The sequence below is a fragment of the Bacteroides fragilis NCTC 9343 genome, assembly GCF_000025985.1.
Classification (GTDB): domain Bacteria; phylum Bacteroidota; class Bacteroidia; order Bacteroidales; family Bacteroidaceae; genus Bacteroides; species Bacteroides fragilis.
The window spans coordinates 2,402,755-2,426,018 of record NC_003228.3 but is presented as its reverse complement, the minus strand read 5'-3'; the positions used below and the strand labels follow the sequence as shown (position 1 = coordinate 2,426,018).

General features: G+C 44.2%; 19 protein-coding genes. 9 read left to right on the top strand and 10 right to left on the bottom strand.

Annotated features, from left to right (window positions below; all coding sequences use genetic code 11):
- Positions 1 to 59: 59 nt before the first annotated feature.
- The 9 genes from serC to BF9343_RS09665 all read right to left on the bottom strand — a co-directional run bounded on the left by serC (position 60) and on the right by BF9343_RS09665 (position 10,871).
- Positions 60 to 1,127 carry a 3-phosphoserine/phosphohydroxythreonine transaminase gene (gene serC / locus BF9343_RS09710; protein ID WP_005794503.1) on the bottom strand — a complete coding sequence of 356 codons (1,068 nt, stop codon included), beginning with the start codon at positions 1,125 to 1,127 and terminating at the stop codon, positions 60 to 62.
- 513 nt (positions 1,128 to 1,640) lie between these two features.
- Positions 1,641 to 2,960, bottom strand: a complete 1,320-nt coding sequence (locus BF9343_RS09705) for a DEAD/DEAH box helicase (protein WP_041926214.1) — start codon at positions 2,958 to 2,960, stop codon at positions 1,641 to 1,643.
- Positions 2,961 to 3,056: 96 nt separating this feature from the next.
- Entirely contained in the window at positions 3,057 to 4,328 is a 1,272-nt protein-coding gene (nqrF, locus tag BF9343_RS09700; protein WP_010992829.1) for an NADH:ubiquinone reductase (Na(+)-transporting) subunit F, read from the bottom strand.
- A gap of 22 nt (positions 4,329 to 4,350) precedes the next feature.
- Positions 4,351 to 4,977 carry an NADH:ubiquinone reductase (Na(+)-transporting) subunit E gene (gene nqrE, locus BF9343_RS09695; protein WP_005787208.1) on the bottom strand — a complete coding sequence of 209 codons (627 nt, stop codon included), beginning with the start codon at positions 4,975 to 4,977 and terminating at the stop codon, positions 4,351 to 4,353.
- Between the two features lie 28 nt (positions 4,978 to 5,005).
- A complete protein-coding gene (locus BF9343_RS09690) occupies positions 5,006 to 5,638 on the bottom strand; it encodes an NADH:ubiquinone reductase (Na(+)-transporting) subunit D (protein WP_005787205.1) in 633 nt (210 codons plus the stop codon).
- A gap of 16 nt (positions 5,639 to 5,654) precedes the next feature.
- The gene (locus tag BF9343_RS09685; protein ID WP_005787203.1) at positions 5,655 to 6,332 is read right to left on the bottom strand and encodes a Na(+)-translocating NADH-quinone reductase subunit C; all 678 of its coding nucleotides are present in this window, start codon (positions 6,330 to 6,332) and stop codon (positions 5,655 to 5,657) included.
- A gap of 14 nt (positions 6,333 to 6,346) precedes the next feature.
- Positions 6,347 to 7,525, bottom strand: coding sequence for an NADH:ubiquinone reductase (Na(+)-transporting) subunit B (locus BF9343_RS09680; RefSeq protein ID WP_005787201.1), 1,179 nt, complete (start codon positions 7,523 to 7,525; stop codon positions 6,347 to 6,349).
- A gap of 31 nt (positions 7,526 to 7,556) precedes the next feature.
- Entirely contained in the window at positions 7,557 to 8,909 is a 1,353-nt protein-coding gene (locus BF9343_RS09675; RefSeq protein WP_010992828.1) for a Na(+)-translocating NADH-quinone reductase subunit A, read from the bottom strand.
- Positions 8,910 to 9,473: 564 nt separating this feature from the next.
- Positions 9,474 to 10,871, bottom strand: a complete 1,398-nt coding sequence (locus BF9343_RS09665) for a C1 family peptidase (RefSeq protein ID WP_005794507.1) — start codon at positions 10,869 to 10,871, stop codon at positions 9,474 to 9,476.
- A 163-nt stretch (positions 10,872 to 11,034) separates the two neighbouring features.
- Here BF9343_RS09665 and BF9343_RS09660 point away from each other — a divergent pair, with 163 nt between their 5' ends.
- From BF9343_RS09660 to BF9343_RS09635, 6 genes are all read left to right on the top strand, one after another.
- Positions 11,035 to 12,288, top strand: a complete 1,254-nt coding sequence (locus BF9343_RS09660) for a BamA/TamA family outer membrane protein (RefSeq protein ID WP_010992827.1) — start codon at positions 11,035 to 11,037, stop codon at positions 12,286 to 12,288.
- A 311-nt stretch (positions 12,289 to 12,599) separates the two neighbouring features.
- Positions 12,600 to 13,349, top strand: a complete 750-nt coding sequence (locus BF9343_RS09655) for a TolC family protein (RefSeq protein ID WP_010992826.1) — start codon at positions 12,600 to 12,602, stop codon at positions 13,347 to 13,349.
- 10 nt (positions 13,350 to 13,359) lie between these two features.
- A complete protein-coding gene (locus BF9343_RS09650) occupies positions 13,360 to 15,576 on the top strand; it encodes a GumC family protein (protein ID WP_008768497.1) in 2,217 nt (738 codons plus the stop codon).
- Positions 15,563 to 16,903, top strand: coding sequence for an O-antigen ligase family protein (locus BF9343_RS09645; protein ID WP_032532298.1), 1,341 nt, complete (start codon positions 15,563 to 15,565; stop codon positions 16,901 to 16,903). The genes BF9343_RS09650 and BF9343_RS09645 overlap by 14 nt, the downstream gene beginning before the upstream one ends.
- Before the next feature lie 42 nt (positions 16,904 to 16,945).
- Positions 16,946 to 17,836 carry a glycosyltransferase family 2 protein gene (locus tag BF9343_RS09640; protein WP_005787187.1) on the top strand — a complete coding sequence of 297 codons (891 nt, stop codon included), beginning with the start codon at positions 16,946 to 16,948 and terminating at the stop codon, positions 17,834 to 17,836.
- A 213-nt stretch (positions 17,837 to 18,049) separates the two neighbouring features.
- Positions 18,050 to 19,270 (top strand): glycosyltransferase, encoded by a 1,221-nt coding sequence (locus BF9343_RS09635; protein WP_010992825.1) that lies wholly within the window; start codon positions 18,050 to 18,052, stop codon positions 19,268 to 19,270.
- Positions 19,271 to 19,429: 159 nt separating this feature from the next.
- Here the strand turns inward: BF9343_RS09635 and BF9343_RS23650 are convergent, their stop codons facing one another.
- Entirely contained in the window at positions 19,430 to 19,579 is a 150-nt protein-coding gene (locus BF9343_RS23650) for a hypothetical protein (RefSeq protein ID WP_005787183.1), read from the bottom strand.
- 80 nt (positions 19,580 to 19,659) lie between these two features.
- On the opposite strand from BF9343_RS23650, the gene BF9343_RS09630 reads away from it, so the two are divergent.
- The 3 genes from BF9343_RS09630 to BF9343_RS09620 all read left to right on the top strand — a co-directional run bounded on the left by BF9343_RS09630 (position 19,660) and on the right by BF9343_RS09620 (position 23,264).
- Positions 19,660 to 20,613: a glycosyltransferase family 2 protein gene (locus tag BF9343_RS09630; RefSeq protein WP_010992824.1), complete on the top strand. Its 954-nt coding sequence runs from the start codon at positions 19,660 to 19,662 to the stop codon at positions 20,611 to 20,613.
- Positions 20,614 to 20,694: 81 nt separating this feature from the next.
- Positions 20,695 to 22,149, top strand: coding sequence for a lipopolysaccharide biosynthesis protein (locus BF9343_RS09625; RefSeq protein WP_010992823.1), 1,455 nt, complete (start codon positions 20,695 to 20,697; stop codon positions 22,147 to 22,149).
- Positions 22,146 to 23,264: a glycosyltransferase family protein gene (locus BF9343_RS09620; protein ID WP_005787178.1), complete on the top strand. Its 1,119-nt coding sequence runs from the start codon at positions 22,146 to 22,148 to the stop codon at positions 23,262 to 23,264. Before BF9343_RS09625 ends, BF9343_RS09620 begins: the two co-directional genes overlap by 4 nt.

Genomic DNA, 23,264 nt, shown 5'->3' with positions numbered 1-23,264 from the left:
TGCCGTCATTCAAGAGAGCCCTGTATCCTTTCCGTATGCTCTGTGGTGAAATCACATTATTAATGAAGTTTTTCAAATTCCTGCATGCAGTCAATCAATGCCTGTACGCTCTCTTTCGGCATTGCATTGTAGCAAGATGCACGGAAGCCACCCACCGAGCGGTGCCCTTTGATGCCGGACATTCCTTTATCCGTAGCGAACTTCAGGAAATCGGCTTCCAGATCCTTATATTCCGGTGCCATCACAAAGCAGATATTCATGCGCGAACGGTCCTCCTTAGCAGCTGTCCCTACAAACATCTTGTTGCGGTCTATCTCGGCATACAGCATGTCTGCCTTCTCGGTAGCCCGGCGATCCATCTCTTTGACGCCACCCTGAGCCTTGATCCAGCGCAAAGTCTGCATGGCGGAATAGATAGGCAATACGGGAGGTGTGTTGAACATGGAACCGCCGTCGATATGGGTCTTATAATTCAGCATGCTCGGGATGTAACGTGACACCTTGCCTACCGCATCGTCTTTTACTATGACGAATGTAACGCCGGAGGGAGCCAGATTCTTCTGAGCACCGCCGTAGATACAAATATACTTCGAAACGTCCACCGGACGGGAGAAGATATCAGAAGACATGTCGGCTACCATCGGAACCGGTGAATCAAGATCTCCCTTCAATTCCGTACCATAAATCGTATTGTTGGTGGTCACATGGAAATAATCAGCATCAGCAGGTATGGTAAAGTCTTTAGGGATAAACGTATAGTTCGCATCAGCCGAAGAAGCTACCTCAACCACTTCGCCAAAGCCTTTCGCCTCTTTCATCGCTTTTTTAGCCCAAACACCGGTGTTCAGGTAAGCTGCCTTCTTCTCAAGGAAGTTGTAAGGCACCATGCAGAACTGCATACTGGCACCACCGCCCAGGAAAAGTACCGAATACCCTTCGGGGATGTTAAGTATTTCCTTAAACAAAGCAACGGCTTCATCCATAACTGCCTGAAAATCCTTGCCACGATGGCTGACTTCCAACACAGAAAGACCTGAACCGTTGAAATCGAGAATGGCTTTCGCTGTTTCTTCTATTACTTCGCGAGGGAGAATGGAAGGGCCTGCACTGAAATTATGCTTTTTCATTTGATGAGTGTTTTTGGTTATACAATTTCGTTATTTTATGTCTACTGACATGGCGAATTTACGAATTTATTTCCTCTCAACAAACGTTTCCCTGTAAAATTACAATCTTAGAGGGCATTTATCTTACTTTTTAATGGTTTATGCAGGATTTATACACCATTTTGTTATCTATACATGCCAAGATGGTAGAAAAAGTTCAAACTGATATTATTACACGATGCTCTATTCTGAAATGAAAGAGAAAATGACTAAAAAGTGAATATTTATAAGAAAGAAGAACAAAAGCCGGGAAGAGCCGGAAACCGGAAAGCTGTTTCACCACAGATTTCACAGATTAACACAGATTGATGATTGATCTTATCAGCAATAAAGTTGAAAGTGCCGTGCCAATCGGTGTAATCTGTGGTGAATCTGTTCCGTGTCAATCTGTGCAACCCATGGTGAACTCGTCATGTGTCAATCGGTATAATCTGTGGTGTCAGTGCCCTGCCTCCTCTATCCGATAAATCCGGTTTAATCCGCCTCCTCGATCACCGTTTTCATCCCTTTGATCTTCTCGCCACGGATCAGAGTCAGCAATTGCTTCATTTTGGGGCGCCGCACGGCAACAAAGGCATAATGATCTTTCACGTCGATTGCTCCGACGTCCTCACGTGCCAGATTTCCTTTTTTATAAAGGAAACCGGCTATGTCGATCTTGCTCAATTTGTCCTTCTTCCCTTTACCTATATAAATAGTCACCCACTGAGGTTTAGCCGGACGGTGTGCATTCTCCGGCAAGTCGAAGATCTCAAGCTCCGAAGGTATATAATCCGGCACATGTTCCTCCGGATTCAGTATCAGATAAGAAGTACCCGTCGCATCCCAACGGGCAGTACGGCCATTGCGGTGGGTAAAGGCTTCTTCGTTCACCGGCAAATGATAATGGATGATATGTTCCACCTCCGGGATATCAAGTCCGCGGGCAGCCAGGTCCGTAGACACCAGCACCGGACAGCTGCCATTACGGAACTTATACAGTGCCCGTTCCCGATCCGGTTGCTCCATACCTCCATGAAAGCGTTCATTGGAAACTCCTTTTTCCGTTAGTAAGGCACTCACACGGTCCACCGCATCCCTGTGGTTACAGAAAACAATGCTCGAACTGCTTCCCAGTGTGCAAAGCAGCTTATAGAGGGTTTCTATCTTATCTTTAGCAGGCGAAACCACCTTCATCAACCGCAAACGTGATTCCTCCACATCGTTTGTCAGGAAATCAAGCTTTATCGTACGGTTCAGTCCTGTAAATTGCGGAATCTCTTCCGCATCTGTTGCCGAAGTCAGAAAACGCCGTTTCAAGTCGGGCAACTGTCCGATAACCGTTGCCATCTCTTCCTGAAAACCAAACTCCAGGCATTTATCAAATTCATCGATCACCAACAGACTCACTGTGCTTGCATCGAAGTTCTGCTTGGAGAGATGGTCATTCATACGGCCGGGCGTACCGATGATAACCGCCGGCTGCATTCCTTTCATCGTACGGTGCTCTTCCATCGCCGGACGTCCGCCATAGCAACTCATCGCCTTGAATTCCGTCCCCATCGCCTTGAACACTTGCTCTATCTGCAATGCCAACTCACGTGATGGCACCAGCACCACGGCCTGCACTCCTTTCACGTCGGCCTTCAGACTGCCGACCAGCGGCAACAGAAAGGCCAGGGTCTTGCCCGAACCTGTGGGCGAAAGTAATATCAAATCTTCGCCACCTTTATCAAATGCCTCAACAGACGCTTCCTGCATCGGATTGAGTTGTTCTATTTTCAACCTTTCGAGTATATCCTTCAAACCATTCATTGTTTTTTCCACATTTTTGAATAATGACACAAAGATAAAAAAAAACTGCTTCCGGACAACCCGAAAGCAGTTTCTTTTATGATGATCTCCGAAGGATTATCCACCGAAGTTATCGAACATCAAGTTCTTAGACGGAACACCGAGATCGTCGAGCATCTTCTCGACAGCTTTACTCATCGGGCCGGGACCACACATGTAGTATTCGATGTCTTCCGGAGCTTCATGGTTCTTCAGATAAGTTTCGTAAATCACGTTGTGTACGAAACCTGCCGTATACTTCACACCGGCTGCGTCTGCAGCAGGGTCCGGACGGTCGAGTGCCAGGTGGAACTTGAAGTTCGGGAAGTCTTTCTCAATCTGCAGGAAGTCTTCCAGATAGAACACCTCGTTCAGTGCACGGGCACCGTAGAAGTAGTTCATCGTACGGTCAGTGATATGCAGCGTCTTGGTCAAGTGCATAATCTGGGCACGCAACGGAGCCATACCTGCACCACCACCGATCCACATCATTTCGTTCTTCGAATCCAGAATCGGGTGGAAGTCACCGTAAGGTCCACTCATGGTCACCTTGTCACCCGGCTTCAGCGTAAAGATGTAAGAAGAAGCGATACCCGGCATCACATCCACAAAGCCCGGTCCCTGATCTTTCGGTTTGAAAGGAGGAGTAGCGATACGTACAGTCAGCATGATGCGGTCACCCTCAGCCGGATAGTTGGCCATAGAATAAGCACGGATGGTCGGTTCGTCGTTGCGGCACTTCAGGCCGAGCAGACCGAATTTCTCCCATGCCGGAAGATATTCGTCACCGATCAGGCTCTTGTCGATGTCCTTATCATAATCCATCGAGAAGGTAGGAATCTTGATCTGGGCATACGAACCCGGCACAAAGTCCATGTGTTCGCCCGGAGGCAGAGCCACGATAAACTCTTTGATAAACGTAGCCACGTTCTTGTTCGAGATCACCTCGCACTCCCACTCTTTCACACCCAGGATAGACTCGTCGATCTTGATAGACATATCCTGTTTCACCTTCACCTGGCATCCGAGGCGCCAGTGATCGGCCTGTTCTTTACGAGAGAAGAAACCGGTTTCGGTAGGCAAAATCTCGCCACCGCCTTCGAGCACCTGGCAACGGCACTGTCCGCATGAACCCTTACCACCACAAGCCGATGAAAGGAACACATTGTTGGCAGACAACGTACCCAGCAGAGTACCACCCTGAGATGTTTTCAGTTGTTGCTCTCCATTCATCGTAATCGTAACCTCGCCCGAAGGAGAGAGATAGCTCTTCGCAACGAGCAGTATAATGACAAGCAGGATGATCACCACAAGGAAGACTCCGATACTTGCTAATATTAAAGACGTCATTGTTTTATTCTTTTTACTTTAGTTATAATTTCAATCCAGAGAAACACATAAAGGCCATAGCCATCAGTCCTACTGTGATAAACGTAATGCCCAGACCTTTCAGCGGAGCGGGAACATCAGAGTAAGCCATCTTTTCGCGGATAGCGGCCAGACCGACGATAGCCAGCAACCAGCCAATACCGGAACCGAGTGCGTATACTACAGCACTGCCCACGCCGGTAATAGCCTGCGGGTTCGACGGATCCATCGTGATTCTCTGCTGCATGAACAGTGAAGCACCCATGATGGCACAGTTAACGGCGATCAGCGGAAGGAAGATACCCAGTGAAGCGTAGAGCGAAGGGCTGAAGCGTTCCACCACCATTTCTACCAACTGCACGATACCGGCAATAACGGCAATAAAGAGAATAAAACTCAGGAAGCTGAGGTCAACACCTTCAATGATCGCATTGGCAGCCAGCACCTTAGTTTGAAGCAAGTAGTTGACCGGCAACGTAACCACCAATACGAAAGTTACGGCGATACCCAGTCCTACAGCAGTTTTCACATTCTTCGACACAGCCAGATATGAACACATACCCAGGAAGAAGGCGAATATCATGTTGTCCACAAAGATGGAGCGGACGAATAAACTTAATAATTGTTCCATAATTTTTCTTTTACTTTCTTAGGTTGTATTACTTTTCCTGGAGTTCTTTGCAGCGGCTGCGCTGATACCAGATGATACATGCACAGATGATCAGTGCCATCGGCGGCATCAACATCAAACCATTGTTGATGTAACCCATCTTATAGAATGACTCAGGGATAATACGGAAGTTGAGCAATGTGCCCGATCCGAGCAACTCGCGGAAGAAAGCCACGATGATCAGGATCTTGGCATATCCCAGACCATTACCTACACCGTCGAGGAATGACTCCCACGGACCGTTTGCCATGGCAAACGCTTCGAGGCGTCCCATCAGGATACAGTTTGTAATGATCAGACCTACGTATACCGAAAGCTGTACGCTTACATCGTATGCAAACGCTTTCAGCACCTCACTTACTATAGTTACCAATGCGGCTACTACCACCAACTGTACGATGATACGGATACGGTTAGGAATCGTCTTACGCAGCAAAGAGATAACGACGTTTGAGAAAGCCGTAATCACAGTTACCGAAAGACCCATCACGATAGCCGGTTCCAGTTTGGCCGTTACAGCCAGTGCCGAACAGATACCGAGCACCTGCACGGTTACCGGGTTATTCAATCCCAGCGGAGTAGCGAATACTTCTTTATTCTTTTTAGAAAATAATTGGCTCATATTCTATCGTTCCTCCTTAATTATTAGTTAAAAATTTATCGTACTGGCTCAGACATGCTTTGATCATGGCGTCCACACCTTTCGAAGTGATTGTACCACCCGAAATACCGTCAACCTGATAAGCAGGGTCTGTCACCTTACCGTTTTTCTCTACAGCCAGTGCAACCTGTCCGTCTTTCAATACCTTCTTGCCAGAGAATTCATTCTGGAAAGCAGCACCCGCGATCTCGGCACCCAAGCCCGGAGTTTCGCTGGCATGCGAGAAGTAAACACCGTAAACAGTGTCTTTATCGGCATTCAAAGCCACATATCCCCAGATAGCGCCCCAAAGACCGGCACCGTAAACCGGTACCACGTATTTGGTTTCTCCGTCTACCTCACATACGAAAACGTGCAAACGATTGTTTTCCTTCGCTTCTTTTTCGTAGCTGATAGAGAAACCATCCGTATTTTCTGTCAGAGTGCCATCCACATTCATCAGCATGTCACCCTTTACATATTTATTATATTCAGCATCGGCATCTTTCACATCTCTGATGTTCAGTGCAGACAAAATTTGCTTCTTGGTGTCCAACTCCTGGTTTTTATTCTGAATGTCTTTCAGAGAAGAGCTGACAAATGCAAGCAGGAATGCCACGATAACAACCATTACCGAAGCATAAATGATAGTATAAGAGTTACTATTTGTATTCATCTTTCTTGTTCGGTTTAATTGTTAGACTTAATGGCGCGCTTTTCACGCAGCTTGATGTTGCTCTGAACCACACAATAGTCGATCAGCGGAGCGAAGATGTTCATCAGCAGGATAGCGAGCATCATACCTTCGGGATAACCCGGGTTCAACACGCGGATGATGATGGCCATCGCACCGATCAGGAATCCGAAGATGTACTTACCGGTTTCCGTACGTGCGGATGTCACAGGGTCGGTAGCCATAAACACAGCACCGAAGCAGAAACCACCCAACACCAGGTGTTCGTACCAAGGCATGTGAGCCATGGCAGTGTCGGGACCCACAGTATTGAAGATCCATCCCATGAATGCACCGCCGACGAATACCGAAAGCATTGTTCTCCAGCTTGCGATACCTGTCCACAGCAGAATAACGGCACCAATCAGAATAGCAATCACACTGGTTTCACCGATAGAGCCCGGAATCAGACCGGTCACCATATCCCACGAGAAAGCCGGGAAGCCATTGGGATCGGTAGCAGTAGACGCCACACCCAGCGAAGTGGCCGCTGTCAGTCCGTCTACCGTGTTACCCAATCCGAAGATGCTGTCTTGTGCCACCCAAACGGCGTCACCCGACATCTTGGTAGGATAAGCGAAGAACAGGAATGCACGGGTCACAAGGGCAACGTTGAACACGTTCATACCTGTACCTCCGAACACTTCTTTCGCAAAAATAACAGCGAATGCAGTGGCTATGGCCAGAATCCACAACGGGCAGTCTACCGGTACAATCATCGGGATCAGGATACCCGAAACGAGGAATCCTTCCTGAATCTCTTCCTTCTTCCATTGTGCCACCACGAACTCAATGCCCAGACCCACTACATAAGATACGATAATCTTAGGCAGAATGGCCAGGAAACCGTAAATGAACATTTCGATGAAGCCACCCTGAGCTCCGGTGTGAGTGAAATGCTGGTAACCTACGTTGTACATACCAAACAGCAAAGCCGGTATCAACGAAATAACCACAATCGACATGATACGTTTGCTATCAATCGAGTCGTGGATGTGCGCTCCCGATTTCGAAGTGGTGTTGGGCACGAACAGGAAAGTTTCGAAGCCATCGAACACCGAACGAAACGCGTGGAGTTTGCCGCCCTCTTCAAAGTTCGGCTTTATCTTATCGAGATAATTTCTTAACGCTTTCATTAATTATGAATTATAAATTATGTGTTATGAATTACATCATTTCAGCACGAAGCATATCGAGTCCGGCACGAACGATGCGTTGCAATTCCAGTTTCGAAGAGTCGACAAATTCGCACAAAGCAAAGTCTTCGGGCGCCACTTCGTAGATACCCAGAGCTTCCATGCGGTCGATGTCCCCGGCAATGATTGCTTTGATCAGGAATTCAGGCAGAATGTCCATCGGGAATACTTTGTCGTATTCGCCGGACATAATCATGTGGCGTTCGCCTCCCTTGATACGGGCATCGAGCACATACTCCTTCTTATTCCCCATCAACCAGCTGAAATACGAGCGGTTGACGCTGAACTGATTGAAACGGGGCATAATCCATCCCAGCATTTCGTGGATGTCGTCACCTTCGGGAATCACTGTGAGCTGGCTGTCGAAAGCGCCCAGGAATCCGTTCGGCTTCACTTGTTTGCCTGTCAGCACATTGCCGCTGATGTAACGCAACTCTTTGTCCTTCGTCACGTTTCCGGCAAACACATGAGTCAGCAGTGCGCCGACTTTCAGTTTGCAATAAGCAGGTTTCACCACTTCAGATCCTGTAACGGCTACGGTACGGGTCAGGTCCACCCGTCCGGTATTGAACAGACGTCCGATGAAGATTACGGCTTCCGCGCCGATAGTCCACACCGTCTCACCTTTCACTACGGGAGCTACGTGATTGATTTGTACCCCTACATTTCCGGCAGGGTTCGGTCCGTCAAATACGGTTACTGTGACATTTTTAACCTGTGTCAGGGCTGTCGATTTTTGTTTGATGCTGATACCCAGATACGTTTTGGCTATTTTAGCCAGGGCATCCAGTCCTGTCTGGAAATTAGCTTCTTCCCCTTTCAGAACGTATTCGAAATCGGGTGCCAGCGGGTTGCTGTCGAAAGCAGAGATGAAGATAGCCCGCGGAGCGACTGTCGGATCGGCAATCACGTCATACGGACGCTGTTTCATAAATGCAAACATACCAGCTTCCAAGAGTGCAGCTTTCACAGCCTCGCCATCGAGTTTGGATACGTCCTTCTTGCCGAATTCTTCGTAATCCTGCTCTGCGGCAGCCTCCACCACGATGTTCAGCACCTTACGGCGTGCACCGCGCTCCACGCTTGTTACAACGCCGCTAACGGGCGAAACAAATTTCACTTCAGGATGATTCTTGTCGATAAACAAGGGTCCCCCGGCCATCACATATTCCTGCTCTTTCACCACCACCTTCGGAGTCACTCCTGGGAAATCATCGGGTACGAGTGCGTAGAATCCCGGTTCTTTCACCGTTGAGAGCTCTTCAGCAGCTTTTCCTTTCAGGTTGATGTCAAGGCCTTTACGTAACTTTATTACATTTGCCATGTGATTATATAAAATAATGGTTTCATAATTTGCCCGCAAAAGTAATAAATAATAATGTGAATAAAGAGGAAAAATGAAAGGAATTACGGAAATTTCTCCGTAATTCACCCTTTGAACAAGCATCAATAGATAAAAAAGGCTAAAAAAACGAGGAAGGGTTTTGAACGATCGACGATGAACGGTTGTTGAACGATGGACCGTTAACGGTGATTAACTGTGAACTATTAACGGTGGTTAATTCTAAACGATCAGTGTTTTTAAACGAGGAACGGTTAACAACGGATAACGAAGGGATGCAGAGAGATGTAGCAGAAGAAGATGACGGAAGGAAGCAATCTCCGGCAGCACTGAGGGATAATTTTAAGAAAAAAGGGTGTAGCCATACGGGGCTGAAGGTGTAGCCTTAACACAAAAAGGGTGTAGCCCTCCTTCCCGTATGGCTACACCCTTTCATTTCTATGTTACCGATTACCGGCCCATCCATCGACGGTCAATCCGTATTTATTTCCGACCGTTGATCGTTCGCCGTTCAACAACCGTTCATCGCCGATCGTTCAAAAGCGTTCACTGTTCCGGTGCAAACATCGGGTCCCAAGCAGGCAAACGGATTGGTTTCTGTTTCAGGATTTCCAACACCTTGGGAGTTGCGAATTTCTTCTCCACTACCAGGCGGAACATGTATTCATCAAACCATTCATCCGTCATAATCAGATGTCCCTGATAGCCGTTGGTTGCCCCCCAACTGTTTTCTACCATCCATTTCACCGGTTTATTATCTTTGACATCCACCGCCATCAGAGTCATGGCATGGCTCGATCCACTGGCAAACGTCTGCACGCGTTGTTTTTTGTCCATCCCGAAGGTAGTTCCCATCAGCGATGCATAATCATAATTGTTCACGTCGAGCAATCCTCGCTCCGAGTTCAGGAATTTGCCCACATCGCACGAGAAATACATCATTGTGCTGTCCTTCAGTGATGCGATGGCCATCTCCTTGATTTCGTCAGCAGGCAGATTGACGTAGGTCCAGTTACGTCCGTCGTAGCGGTGGCGGTCAAAATCAATTTCGTAACATTTATAATATTCGCGGCTCGGATCATTCATCAGCATCACGTAGTTATCCAGCAGGTTCTTGTCACCATATTTTTCCAGGAAAGACATCGGCGTATATTGTGCAGTCTCTACCGGATTTCCCTTCTCGTCCTTGCGTGTCCAGGTAAACTCGGTGGGAGGAATGCCCAGGTTGAGCACCAGCATACGGTATACGGTGCCCAGCATCTCCGTCTTGTCCTTCTCGAGCGCAGGCTGTTTGGCCCCCTTTGCGGCGCGGTCGCGCAGTTGCAGACCATACTCACGCAGTTTTTCGGCAATCAGCCCTGCCATGCGCGATGTATTCTCACTGCTGTTCGTCTCGGGCATCACCTCTTTGGGTACCAGGCCATATTTAGAGACAATGTCGGCCACCCCGGTAAACGTGCCGCCATCACTCAGCGGATTGCGGAAGAGCCATTCCACCATTTTGTCATCCATCGGCTTTTCGCGGGTATCGATAACGCCCTGCAGGAAAAGATTGGCCTTCTCCAGCTGATCCCAGAAGAAGTTGTAGTTCTGCGAAAATTCAAAAGACCCCAGTCCATACCGGGCTATTGCTTTGGCACGCATCACGTTCAGCCCGGTGAACAGCCAGCAACGGCCCGACGACTTCTGATCTGTAATTCCTTTTGAGTCAACTTTGATGGAAAAGTGAGTATCCATCCCCTTCAGGTTGTCCTGATTCAGCGCCAGCTTGCGGATGTCATTGTTACCGATTGCATTGCGGATGGCTTTGTCGGTTGTCGTGCCTTGGTAGCTTTGTTTGATTTGGTTCAGCATTTCCGGACTGATACCTCCCTTGTCTTGCTGCGCGCATACGGTTAGGAATGCGGCACTTAGAGCAAAAACAGATAATATTCGTTTATTCATGTGGTAAAGTAATTTGGTTAATAAAGGAGTCTTCTCCTTTTTCTTTTGCAAAAATAGTATCCTTTTCCGGAACTTTTGTCACAGTATTTAGATTTATTATCTATTTGGATGAAAACTTATCCAAATAAAATAGTTTCCTTTGCACCAATATTCATACAAAGCAATGAAAAGATATATAATAGGTATATTGATGGCGATCATGCCTGCCGCATTCGTTGCGGCCCAAGACAAAGGCATTTCAACAGTAAAAGACGGACAGACAGCCGTCGGCAACACATTCAACACGGACACAGCCAAGCAAGACAGCACCCCTGCCCTTTCGAAACGTGAACTGCGGCGTCAGCGGGTAGCCCGGCGCAACCTTCATTACAACATTCTCGGAGGGCCCAGCTACACCCCTGACTTCGGCCTGCTGATTGGCGGAAGCGCTTTGATGACTTTTCGTATGAACCCGAGCGACACCACCCAGCAACGCTCCGTGGTACCTGTAGCCATCGCACTGATGTTCAACGGCGGACTCAATTTGTTCTCCAAGCCGCAACTATTCTTTAAAGGCGACCGCTTCCGCATCTTCGGACAGTTCAGTTACAAAAATACACAAGAAAACTTTTACGGCATCGGTTACAGCACCAATAAAGATTATGTGCGCAGCGACACCACCAGCCAGTACCGATACAGTGGATTACAGATCAACCCCTGGTTCCTGTTCCGCCTGGGTGAAAGCAATTTCTTTGCCGGCCCGCAGGTCGACCTCAACTATGATCACATGTACGATCCGGCCAAATACCTTGTCGACCAGCCCTCTTACAAAGCTGCCGGCGGCACGGACAAAGGCTATAAGAACTTCAGTTCCGGTGTCGGCTTCCTGCTGACTTACGACACACGCGACGTGCCCGCCAACGCCTATCGGGGCATGTACCTCGACTTCCGTGGCATGATGTACCAGAAGTTCCTGGGAAGCGACAATAATTTCTACCGCCTGGAGATAGACTACCGCCAATACAAGACTCTGCGCAAACGTGGCGTGCTTGCCTGGACGGCACAAACGAAAAACGTATTTGGCGACGTCCCTCTCAACAAATACGCTCTCAGCGGTACTCCGTTCGATCTCCGAGGTTACTACATGGGCCAATATCGTGATAAGTCGTCACATGTCGTCATGGCGGAATATCGTCAGATGATCAATACGGACAAAGGCAACTGGGTGAAGCGCATGCTCAACCATGTGGGCTATGTGGCTTGGGCGGGATGCGGATTCATGGGCCCTAACCCGGGAAAAATAGAAGGTGTCCTGCCTAACATGGGTGTGGGTCTCCGCATTGAAGTGCAGCCCCGCATGAACGTCCGCCTCGACCTGGGACGCAACATGGTGAACAAGCAAAATCTGTTCTACTTCAACATGACAGAAGCATTCTGAGAACCTGTTTTATATTCTTCCTGAATAAATTCTCAATATAGGTTCGACCTGTTTTTGAGTTTCTTTTCAGTCTGTCTCCCCGTTTTTATGCGTCACATAGCCTGCTATGCTCCCACAAAGACGGGGAAATATCCTTGAAAACAAATCTTCCCTCCCGACAGAACTTAAACAGGCACTAAATAAAATATTACTGCATTCGATGCTTTATTTCTAAAAAAAGGGGTATATTTAGGGCATTAGTTGCAAATTTATCTTATATTTGCACGGATTTCACAAGCAAACAGACAATATATACAAATAAGTACATCGATATGAAAAGAGTTTTATTCATACTATGTAGTATACCCCTACTTCTATTTTCACCGGTTTCTTTCGCAAATGCCCAGGAAACCAGTGATTTCTCAAAACTAAACCCGGAAGATTACACCAACATTTCACTTCCTCCCCTCGATCTGTTATTCGAAAACGCCAAAGGAGGACCGATCTATGAACTTGCCAGTGTAAAAGAGCAGATCGAACGCAAACTGCTGGCAAAAGAAAGACGGTCGGTACTTAGCTTTTTTAATATACGGGGAAGTTATCAATGGGGAAAGTTCGGTAACGACTATACATTTACCGATGTTTCAACACCTATTTTATATAATTATTCTACTTCCAAACAGCAGACATACACTGTAGGAGCGGCCGTGAATATTCCTCTTGACGAGTTATTCGACCTTGCTCCACGTGTAAGGCGCCAGAAGCTAAATGTGAAAACAGCAGCTTTAGAGCGCGAAGCCAAATTCGAAGATATGAAAAAAGAAATTATTGAGCTTTACGCAACAGCGACATCCCAATTAAGTGTTTTGACATTACGTGCGGAAGCTTTAGAATTAGCTACTGTTCAATACAGTATTGCCGAAAAAGATTTTGCAAATGGAACAATAGAATCAAGCACTTTATCTGTAGAAAAAGGAAGACAATCAACAGCTTTAGAAGCTTTTGAAAAGAGCCGGTTTGAGTTAACCAAAAGTCTAATGATCCTTGAAGTTATAACCCGTACACCAATTCTACGAAAATAAACATAACATTATGGACTATATACTCTATCTTTTCCGATCATTATACCGTGTCAAATGGTGGATTCTATTAGGAACTCTCATCATATCTGCTATTGCCTATTACTTGACAGGAAATATGAAGGGTGGCTATAATGTAGAGGCAACTCTCTACACAGGAGTTGTGTCTGGCTATAGTATCGAAGAAAATACTAAAGTAGACTGGGCCTTAGCTCAAAATTCCATGGATAACCTTATCAATATAATACAGGCTGAGAGCACTTTAAAACGTGTATCTTTACGACTCTTTTCACGTGTTTTGGTCAAAGGAGACCCAAATAAAGACAACGAAGGCATAACCTCTGCCTGTTACAACTTCACTTACAATCATATGAAAAATAGTAAGGATGGTAAAACTCTTATCTCTCTTATTGATAGAAGTAGTGAAGATAAAACGATGGAGAACTTCCAAAAGTATGAACGTCCGGATATGAACAACTACATTTATGGGCTGTTCTATTTTCAACATATTTATTATAGCTATAAAGCCCTAAAAAACATCAAGGTAGACCGCAAAGGAAGCAGCGATTTATTAAGAGTAAGCTATCAATCCGGTGATCCTGGTATTGCATATAACACTGTTGAAATTCTCATGAAAGAGTTCGTCAATGAATATCAGGCATTACGTTATGGAGGTACTGACAAAGTTATAGAATATTTTAGATCAGAATTAAAACGAATCGGTAAAGAATTGACAAATTACGAAGACGATCTTACACAATATAATGTCACTAATCGTATTATAAACTATTATGATGAAACAAAAGAAATAGCAGCTATCAACAAAGAGTTCGAACTGAGAGAGCAAGATGTACTATTCAACTACAACAGTTCCAAAGCAATGCTGAACGAACTTGAAAAGCAAATGGACAGTAACATTAAACGGGTCATTCACAACGTTCAATTAGTGGACAAAATAAACCAAGCCTCTGATCTAACAGGCAAAATCACTCAGATGGAAACAATTTCCACCTCAAGTGAGGACAGTGGTAGACAACTCTTAGAATACAAAAACAAATTATTACAAACCAGACGAGATCTATCAGAGATTTCCAACCAATACGTAGCTGGTCAATATACAAAGGAAGGTCTAAACAAAGGTACTATTGTAGAACAATGGTTAGATCAGCTTTTATTATTTGAAAAAGCAAAAGCTGAACTAAAAATAGTACAAAAAAGCCGCAATGAATTAAATGCAAAATACTTGCATTTCGCTCCTGTGGGTACTACTATTAAAAGAAAAGAAAGAATTATCAACTTTACAGAACAAAACTACCTGACCAATCTAAAAAGCTACAATGATGCATTATTGCGTAAAAAAAGCTTAGAAATGACAGCCGCCATTCTAAAAGTACTTAATCCTCCTGCTTACCCAATTAATTCAGAGTCGACTAATCGTCGCAAAATTGTTATGATGATTGGCGTAGGTAGTTTTATAGGGTTAATTGCCTTTTTCTTACTGATAGAATTTATCGACCGTACTCTAAGAGATTCGGTTCGTACGCGAAAACAAACAGGAAGTCCTGTATTAGGTGCGTACCCTGCTCCTATGAAGTTCAGTCCCATCAGTAAACAATGCGAAGACATTGCTACTCGATATATGAGTAGTTCTATTCTTCGATTCTTTACGCAAAAGAAAGAAGGAATGCCATACATTTTGAATATGCTCAGTACAGAAGATGGAAGTGGGAAAACCTATTTAGCCAACAGACTAAAAGCATATTGGGAAGGTATAGGTCTACATGTACGTATGCTGAGTGACGGGACTGATTTTGATTCTAATTCTTCGAAATATGCTTTGGCAAACACAATAACAGACCTGTATATACCACAAGAAGAAGATATTTTAATTATTGAGCAACCAAGTTTGAATCGTGCCAACATACCTGTATCTATACTACAAGACGCACAATTAAATTTAGTAATAGCGTCTGCAGATCATGGCTGGAAAGATATAGACAAAATGTTGTTACAAAAATTAAAAGCTCAATTAGGCAAAGCGCCATATCTCTATCTTAATTGGGCCCCTAAGTACGAAGTTGAAACTTATACGGGAATGTTGCCCCCATATACATTCTTACATAAACAATTGTATCGTTTATCACAATTAGCTCTGACAGAAAGTTTCATCCGTTGGAAAAAGAATTCAAGAAAAAATTATCAGGACGACGATAACGATGACGATGAATAACGAAGAAGAAATATACAATAGAGACCCACATCAATCCAGTCGTAGTTTTTATGTTCTATTCGCTCTTCAATTTTTGCCAATATTGGCAAGCATATTCATTGAAGTGAAGCTTGGGATAGCTACTTTGGCAATAATAGTGCCCATGACTTTTATTACTTTAATTGCCTGTAGTAATCGTCAGACAGATTGGTCGCATTCTCGCAATATAATATTATTACTTTTTTTCATATGGGGCATATATTGTTTATTGGAAATATCAAATCCTAATAACGTACAGGAAGCCTGGAATATTAGTATTGGACATTATTTATTCATTCCTATTATATGTGCAGTTCTCGTACCGATTTCTATCCGTGACCGTAAAGGTATTGAATCTTTATTATTCATTTGGGGAATCTTTATATTGATAGTTACCATCAAAGGCTATTGGCAAAAGAATCATGGTTTTACCGATAAAGAACTTTATTTCCTTTATACATTAGGTGGTGCCCGTACACATATAATATGGTCCGGTATCCGTTATTTTTCTTGTTTCTCTGATGCGGCCAATTATGGAGTTCACTCGGCTATGGCAGCCAGTGCTTTCGGTATCGCAATGTTTTATGTTCAAAAAAGATGGATGAAAGTTTTTTTTGCATTTATCATGATTTGCGGTATATATGGTATCGGAATCTCCGGTACACGTGCTGCAGTTGCAGTTCCAATTGGCGCTATTCTTATGTATGTTTTAATATCGAAAAACACTAAATCCATTATAACAAGTAGCGTCATCTTAATAGGTGTCTTTTCCTTTTTCTACTTTACCAATATTGGTAATGGCAACCAGTATATACGTAAAATGCGTTCGGCTTTTCGTCCTACAGAAGATGCTTCTTATCAAGTACGAGTGGAGAATCGAAAAAAAATGAAGGTATTAATGGATGAAAGACCAATGGGATATGGTTTAGGACTATCCAAAGGTGGAAGATTTAACCCCAAAGAACAAATGCCCTATCCACCGGATTCTTGGTTAGTAAGTGTTTGGGTAGAAAGTGGAATTATTGGATTGACATTATATTTACTGATTCATGGAGCTCTTTTTGCCTGGTGCTCTTGGATACTGATGTTTAAAATCATGAACCAACGTTTAAGAGGATTATTAGCAGCATGGCTTTGTACAAATGCAGGCTTTTTTATTGCTGCATACGCCAATGACGTCATGATATATCCAAATCCTTTTATTATTTATACAGGTTTTGCACTCTGCATAACTGCTACAAATATTGATCCTGTCATGCAAAAAGAAGATGATGAGATGAATAGAGAGAAAAAAGAGATTGATTATTAACGAAATAAAAATGGATCCGATTTATCACAAAAACAAACATTCATGAAACAAACGCCTCCTTTGATATCTTTTATCACCATCTGTTACAATGGGCTGGACGACACTTGCATGTTGATAGAATCGCTACGCGACACGATCAGTTCCGTCAGTTATGAAATCATTGTGGTGGACAACGCATCCCGCCAGGATGAAGCCTCCCTGATACAGGAGCGGTATCCCTTTGTACGGACTCTCCGCAGCGAGAAAAACCTCGGATTCTCGGGAGGAAACAATCTCGGAATACAGATAGCACAAGGAAAATACCTGTTCCTGATCAATAACGACACCTACCTGACCGAAGACGGACTGCCCGCCCTGATAGAACGGTTGGAGAGCGATCCCCGCATCGGGGCTGTATCACCTAAAATCCGTTTTGCCTTTCCGCCGCAAAGCATTCAATTTGCCGGATATACCAAGCTCAGCCGGTATACGATGCGCAATAAAGCATTGGGCATGGGATGTCCGGACGACGGGACTTTCGACACTCCACGCCCCAGCGCCTACCTTCACGGAGCTGCGCTGATGCTGAAACGGGAGGTCATCTGGAAAGCCGGACTGATGCCGGAGATCTATTTTCTCTATTACGAGGAGCTGGACTGGTGTACCAGCATGACGCGTGCCGGCTATCAGCTGTGGTACGAGCCGCGCTGCACCATCTTCCACAAAGAGAGCCAAAGTACCGGGCGGCAAAGCCCTCTCCGCACCTTTTATATGATGCGAAACCGAATGCTTTACGCCTGGCGCAACCTCCCGGGAATGGAACGTTGCTTGGCTATCGCTTACCAAATGCTGATCGTAGCTCCCAAAGACAGCCTGTGCTTCGTCCTGAAAGGAGAGCCCAAGCTGGCAAAAGCCGTCTGGCACGGAGTGAAGGGTTTCTGGAAGCTGTGTTGAGTGACAGTCCACCACAGATTACACAAATTAGCACACAGAGGAATCATTTTTTTGGGGATATCCATAAACGAGAAAGTGAAATCCTGTGGAACTCTCTGAGATTCTATAGGATTCTGTAAAACTCTGCCGAAATGATCCTCTGTGTAATCTGTGGTGAACCGCAGCTGAACCGATTTACACAAATATATCGACCCATAACCTACATTAAGACTTATGATACTCATACTAACCTTGATCGACTGGATCCTGTTCGTTCCGTTGGCACTTTGCGTAGCCTATCTGCTAGTGTACGCTATTGCGTCCAAATTCTATCGTGCGCCCCACTATCCGGAAGCGGACAAATTGCACCGCATCGCCGTCTTCTTCCCGGCCTACCGGGAAGACAAAGTCATCATTGACTCCGTACGCTCTTTCCTTGAGCAGGACTACCCCAAAGAAATGTACGATGTATACGTCATCTCCGACCACATGCAGGACTCCACCAACAAAGCCCTGAGCCGACTCCCTATCCGCCTGCTGGTGGCTACCTACGAAGACAGTTCCAAGGCCAAAGCCCTCCTACTGGGCATCAGCACCATCGAGGAAGACGGAAAGGCGAAAGGACTAGGCAACCGCCAATTGGCCTTTATGTATGACATTGCCGTGGTGATGGATGCCGACAACGTGACCGTACCCGGATTCCTTTCCGAGGTGAACCGTGCCTACTCCGCCGGAGTGCAGGCGATGCAAGCCCACCGCACAGGCAAAAACCTGAATACGGACATTGCCTTGCTCGACGGAGTGAGCGAGGAGATCAACAATGGATTTTTCAGGAGCGGACACAACGCCCTCGGATTGTCTGCCGGACTGGCAGGCTCGGGCATGGCTTTTGATTACTTCTGGTATTACGATGCCGTGCAAAGCCTGGAAACCGCAGGAGAGGACAAAGAGCTGGAACTTACGCTACTTGAGTGCAGGATGCACACCGTCTATCTGGAAAACCTACCTGTCTACGACGAAAAAACGCAAAAAAAAGAGAACATCAAGAATCAGCGCCGGCGCTGGATGGCAGCGCAATTCGGCATCTTGTGTGAGGGACTGTCCTTCATAAAAAGCGTCAAGCAGATGGAAGGATGGTGGCGGTGGTGGCCCTCTTTCGATCTGGTCGATAAAATCATCCAATGGATGCTCCCTCCGCGCCTGGTGCAACTGGTAGCCGTTTTCGGATTCACTCTGCTTACCACACTGGTCCACCGTCCGGTAGCGTCTAAATGGTGGATATTGTCGGCAGCACAGGTTGCCGCCATGTTTATCCCTGTTCCAGCCCGCCTGCTCAACGGTAGGCTACTAAAAGCACTAATGCAGGTGCCTTCGCTGGCATTGGGGACCATAGCCAGCCTGTTCCACCTCAAAGGGGCCAATAAGAAATTTATACATACCGAACACGGTGAGTGATACGGGTTACCACAGATTTACACGGAGTTTCGGTTTCTCGTTCACGGGTATCCCGAAGAAAATAAATCCTCTGTATAATCCAGTGTAAATCTGTGGTACCCCCCGTCAACCGTACACTACCCGCAGCAAAACCTTAAAACAAGGACACGCCTTGATCCACTATTCGGGTTCTATCTCTCCATCGCCGTTCTGATCGGGGTTCAAATCACAATGGGCACCCATTTCGTAACCAGGATAAACTACCAGGAGCATACGCACCAGTACCTGCAGCGAGTAAATCAACACATTATTACCTCTCAACTTTTCCATATTTTACGAGAAAATAACCGTTTTCCTTAAATCTTTTTATGTATCTTTGCTAGATTGAAACATCATCACACTCAAAAAGAATGGAACAATGCAATGAACGTCCTAAAGTTAGCGTTATTATCCCTGTATATAACACCTGTAATTACGTACAGGAAGCACTGGAAAGTATTTGTCAGCAGACACTGGAAGAATTGGAAATTATCGTAATTGATGACGGCTCTACCGATTGTAGTAGAGCAATCGTGGAAGAAATTGCAATCAAGGACACACGGATTCAAGTTTATAAACAATCTAATCAAGGACTTTCTATAACACGTAATCAGGGACTGAAATTTTCTACTGGGGAATATATTTATTTCATGGATAGTGATGACTTTTTAGAGCCTGATGCACTTGAATTATGTTATCGTAAATGCACAAAAGAAGCTCTTGATTTTGTTTTCTTCGATGCTGAAACGTTCACAATTGAACCGAACATACCCGAAAGCTCCTTCGACTACCAAAGAACTTTAGATCTACCTGAAAAGATATGTTCAGGCATAGACATGTTAAAAACACAACTAAAAACATACAAGTTCAAATCATCGGTTTGCCTAAACTTATTTCACCGAGAGTTCATTTGTGAAGAGAGACTTTCATTTTATCCCGGTATATTACACGAAGATCAACTCTTCATGATACAAGCTTATTTGCATGCTTCTAAAACAGGATTCATTCGTCGTTCTTTCTTCCATAGGCGTATCAGAACAAACTCTATCATGACTAAAAAATTCACATGGAAAAATATGGAAGGATATCTTACTGTAACTAACGAATTATTAAGAGAACTCCCAATTTATCCAAAAACATATCACCATACAATATTCTTTTTTTTACGACAGATGCTGGATGCAGCTGTATGGCAAGCACATACATTATCTTTACCTCAACGTATAAAACTATTCAGCCTCTGTCTCAAATATTATAGGCCATATGTAACTATGCGAACGCTAATGGTATTATTACTAAAAACATCCATCCATCCCAGACAATAAAGAAACAACATATTTCTAATTATAAATCCAACGCCCTCACCTTCTCCATTGGAAAAGCAGAGTAGCTTTAAAAATAAATTTATGACTTCACTCAAGCACCAACTATTCTCGGGGGTATTCTATACCGCCCTTGCCAAATACAGTGGCATACTCGTATCACTTGTCGTAGCAGGCGTATTGGCACGCCTAATTTCACCAGACGACTTTGGTGTAATGGCTGTAGCAACAGTAATCATTGCCTTTTTCAATCTATTCACCGATGTAGGACTATCACCTGCCATTATCCAACACAAAAGTCTAACCAAAGAGAATTTATCAGGACTCTTCTCTTTCACAGTCTGGACGGGTATCGGTCTGGCATTTCTTTTCACAGTTGCCTCATGGCCCATAGCGGCTTACTATAATCGGGAAATCCTGCGCATACTATGTCAATTACTAGCTATAAACCTATTTTTTGCTTCAGCTACTATTGTTCCCAATGCTTTGTTTTATCGCAATAAAGAATTTAAATTTATTGCCTTGAGAAGTTTCGTTATACAGATAGCCACTGGTATAGCAGCTGTCATAGCAGCCCTATGTGGAGCCGGGCTTTATGCACTAATTATAGGTCCTATTTTATCGGGTATCCTAATATTTGTGGTTTCCATACATCATTATCCACAACGTCTGAAATTTACACTTGGGCTGGATGTATTGCGCCAAATCTTCTCTTATTCTGCCTATCAATTCCTGTTTAACATTATTAACTACTTTAGCCGTAACCTGGATAAACTATTAATCGGTAAATACATGGGGATGTCTCCTTTAGGTTACTATGAAAAATCGTATCGCCTGATGATGCTACCCTTACAGAACATCACACAAGTAATCACTCCCGTAATGCATCCCATCTTCAGCGACTATCAAAATGATCTTGAACGCTTGGCTTCAGGCTACGAACGCATTGTACGTTTCTTGGCTTTCATTGGACTGCCATTAAGTGTATTACTCTACTTTACAGCCAGCGAAGTAACATTGATTATTTTTGGCGACCAGTGGATACCATCAATCCCTATATTTCAAATACTCACATTATCGGTAGGCATTCAGATTATTCTGTCTTCCTCTGGTTCGATTTTTCAAGCAGCTGGCGATACAAAAAGCCTATTTGTGTGTGGTTTGTTTTCATCTGCGCTCAATGTAACTGGTATCTTACTGGGTATTTTCTGGATTGGCACACTTGAAGCCGTAGCATCATGTATCACACTTACATTTACTGTTAATTTCATACAATGTTATTGGATAATGTATCAAGTAACACTACATCGCAGCCTGCGCAATTTTGTAGCTCAACTGATATCGCCGCTTGTTATCAGCATCTTGCTGACTGCCGTACTCTATCCACTCAGTCTACTAACAGAAGGAGGAAACATTTTTCTGACCTTAATTGTAAAGAGTATTATATTTTTCATTATATTTGGGTGCTACATACAGTTAACCGGTGAATACGACATCATCGGTAAGACCAAAAGCATCATAAACAAAAACAAAGAATGAAAGCACTGTTTCTTGTATTTCACGGATTCGACGAAGCAAACGGAATCAGCAAAAAAATCCAACACCAAATAAAAGCACTAAAAGAGTGCGGTTTAGACGTATGTACCTGCTATTATGAACAAACATCAGATGGACATTGGAAGTGGATAGCTGACAATAACATTTTAGTCGATTTCGGACATAGCACATGGGGAAAAATAAGAAAACGTATATGTTTTAAGCCCATAAGAGATTTTATAATTTCTGAAGGAATCAGCTTTATATATATCCGTTCTTTTCATAATGCTAATCCATTTACAATACAATTGGTCAGTCAGCTTAAGAAACATGATGTAAAAGTAGTAATGGAAATTCCAACATACCCTTATGATCAGGAATATATAACTTTCAAGATGAAACTTGACCTATTGGTTGATAAATGTTTTCGCCATCATTTAGCAAAATTACTTGATGGGATCATCACATTTTCAGATGCCAAAACCATCTTTGGAGGACCTACTATTCGTATCTCAAATGGAATTGATTTTGATTCAATACTACCTAAAAAACAAATAAATGATACAACTTATGAACTACATTTAATTGGAGTGGCAGAAATACATTATTGGCATGGATATGATCGTATTATCAAAGGATTGGCAGAATATTATCTTACAAAACCTCAATACAAAGTATATTTTCACATTGTAGGCGAATTAAGCGGAGAACGTGAACGTCAAGAAATATTGCCAATAATCAAACAGAATGCCTTAGAGCCTTATGTTATTTTATATGGAAACATGCATGGAAACGACCTCGACCAACTATTTTCTAAGGCAGATATGGGCATAGGTAGCTTAGGACGGCACCGAAGTGGAATTACTCATATAAAGACTCTAAAAAACAGAGAATATGCAGCCCGAGGTATCCCGTTTGTCTATTCAGAAATTGATGCAGACTTTGACCACTGCAATTATGTACTTAAAGTACCAGCCAATGAAACTCCAATTAATATACATGAATTGATATCTTTTTATCATAGCCAATCATGGAACATAAATGTTATTCGTCATTCCGTAGAAAATTTATCATGGAAAATGCAAATGCAAAAAGTTATCAATGAAACTTATAAATAA

Bases quoted from the DNA above. Each gene is read 5' to 3' on its own strand.
- BF9343_RS09635 (WP_010992825.1), top strand. From the start codon at position 18,050: ATGATACTCATACTAACCTTGATCGACTGGATCCTGTTCGTTCCGTTG.
- BF9343_RS09625 (WP_010992823.1), top strand. From the start codon at position 20,695: ATGACTTCACTCAAGCACCAACTATTCTCGGGGGTATTCTATACCGCC.
- BF9343_RS09655 (WP_010992826.1), top strand. From the start codon at position 12,600: ATGAAAAGAGTTTTATTCATACTATGTAGTATACCCCTACTTCTATTT.
- BF9343_RS09630 (WP_010992824.1), top strand. From the start codon at position 19,660: ATGGAACAATGCAATGAACGTCCTAAAGTTAGCGTTATTATCCCTGTA.
- BF9343_RS09640 (WP_005787187.1), top strand. From the start codon at position 16,946: ATGAAACAAACGCCTCCTTTGATATCTTTTATCACCATCTGTTACAAT.
- BF9343_RS09690 (WP_005787205.1), bottom strand. From the start codon at position 5,638: ATGAGCCAATTATTTTCTAAAAAGAATAAAGAAGTATTCGCTACTCCG.
- nqrF (WP_010992829.1), bottom strand. From the start codon at position 4,328: ATGACGTCTTTAATATTAGCAAGTATCGGAGTCTTCCTTGTGGTGATC.
- BF9343_RS09705 (WP_041926214.1), bottom strand. From the start codon at position 2,960: ATGAATGGTTTGAAGGATATACTCGAAAGGTTGAAAATAGAACAACTC.
- BF9343_RS23650 (WP_005787183.1), bottom strand. From the start codon at position 19,579: ATGGAAAAGTTGAGAGGTAATAATGTGTTGATTTACTCGCTGCAGGTA.
- BF9343_RS09650 (WP_008768497.1), top strand. From the start codon at position 13,360: ATGGACTATATACTCTATCTTTTCCGATCATTATACCGTGTCAAATGG.
- BF9343_RS09660 (WP_010992827.1), top strand. From the start codon at position 11,035: ATGAAAAGATATATAATAGGTATATTGATGGCGATCATGCCTGCCGCA.
- BF9343_RS09685 (WP_005787203.1), bottom strand. From the start codon at position 6,332: ATGAATACAAATAGTAACTCTTATACTATCATTTATGCTTCGGTAATG.
- BF9343_RS09620 (WP_005787178.1), top strand. From the start codon at position 22,146: ATGAAAGCACTGTTTCTTGTATTTCACGGATTCGACGAAGCAAACGGA.
- serC (WP_005794503.1), bottom strand. From the start codon at position 1,127: ATGAAAAAGCATAATTTCAGTGCAGGCCCTTCCATTCTCCCTCGCGAA.
- BF9343_RS09665 (WP_005794507.1), bottom strand. From the start codon at position 10,871: ATGAATAAACGAATATTATCTGTTTTTGCTCTAAGTGCCGCATTCCTA.
- nqrE (WP_005787208.1), bottom strand. From the start codon at position 4,977: ATGGAACAATTATTAAGTTTATTCGTCCGCTCCATCTTTGTGGACAAC.
- BF9343_RS09675 (WP_010992828.1), bottom strand. From the start codon at position 8,909: ATGGCAAATGTAATAAAGTTACGTAAAGGCCTTGACATCAACCTGAAA.
- BF9343_RS09680 (WP_005787201.1), bottom strand. From the start codon at position 7,525: ATGAAAGCGTTAAGAAATTATCTCGATAAGATAAAGCCGAACTTTGAA.
- BF9343_RS09645 (WP_032532298.1), top strand. From the start codon at position 15,563: ATGACGATGAATAACGAAGAAGAAATATACAATAGAGACCCACATCAA.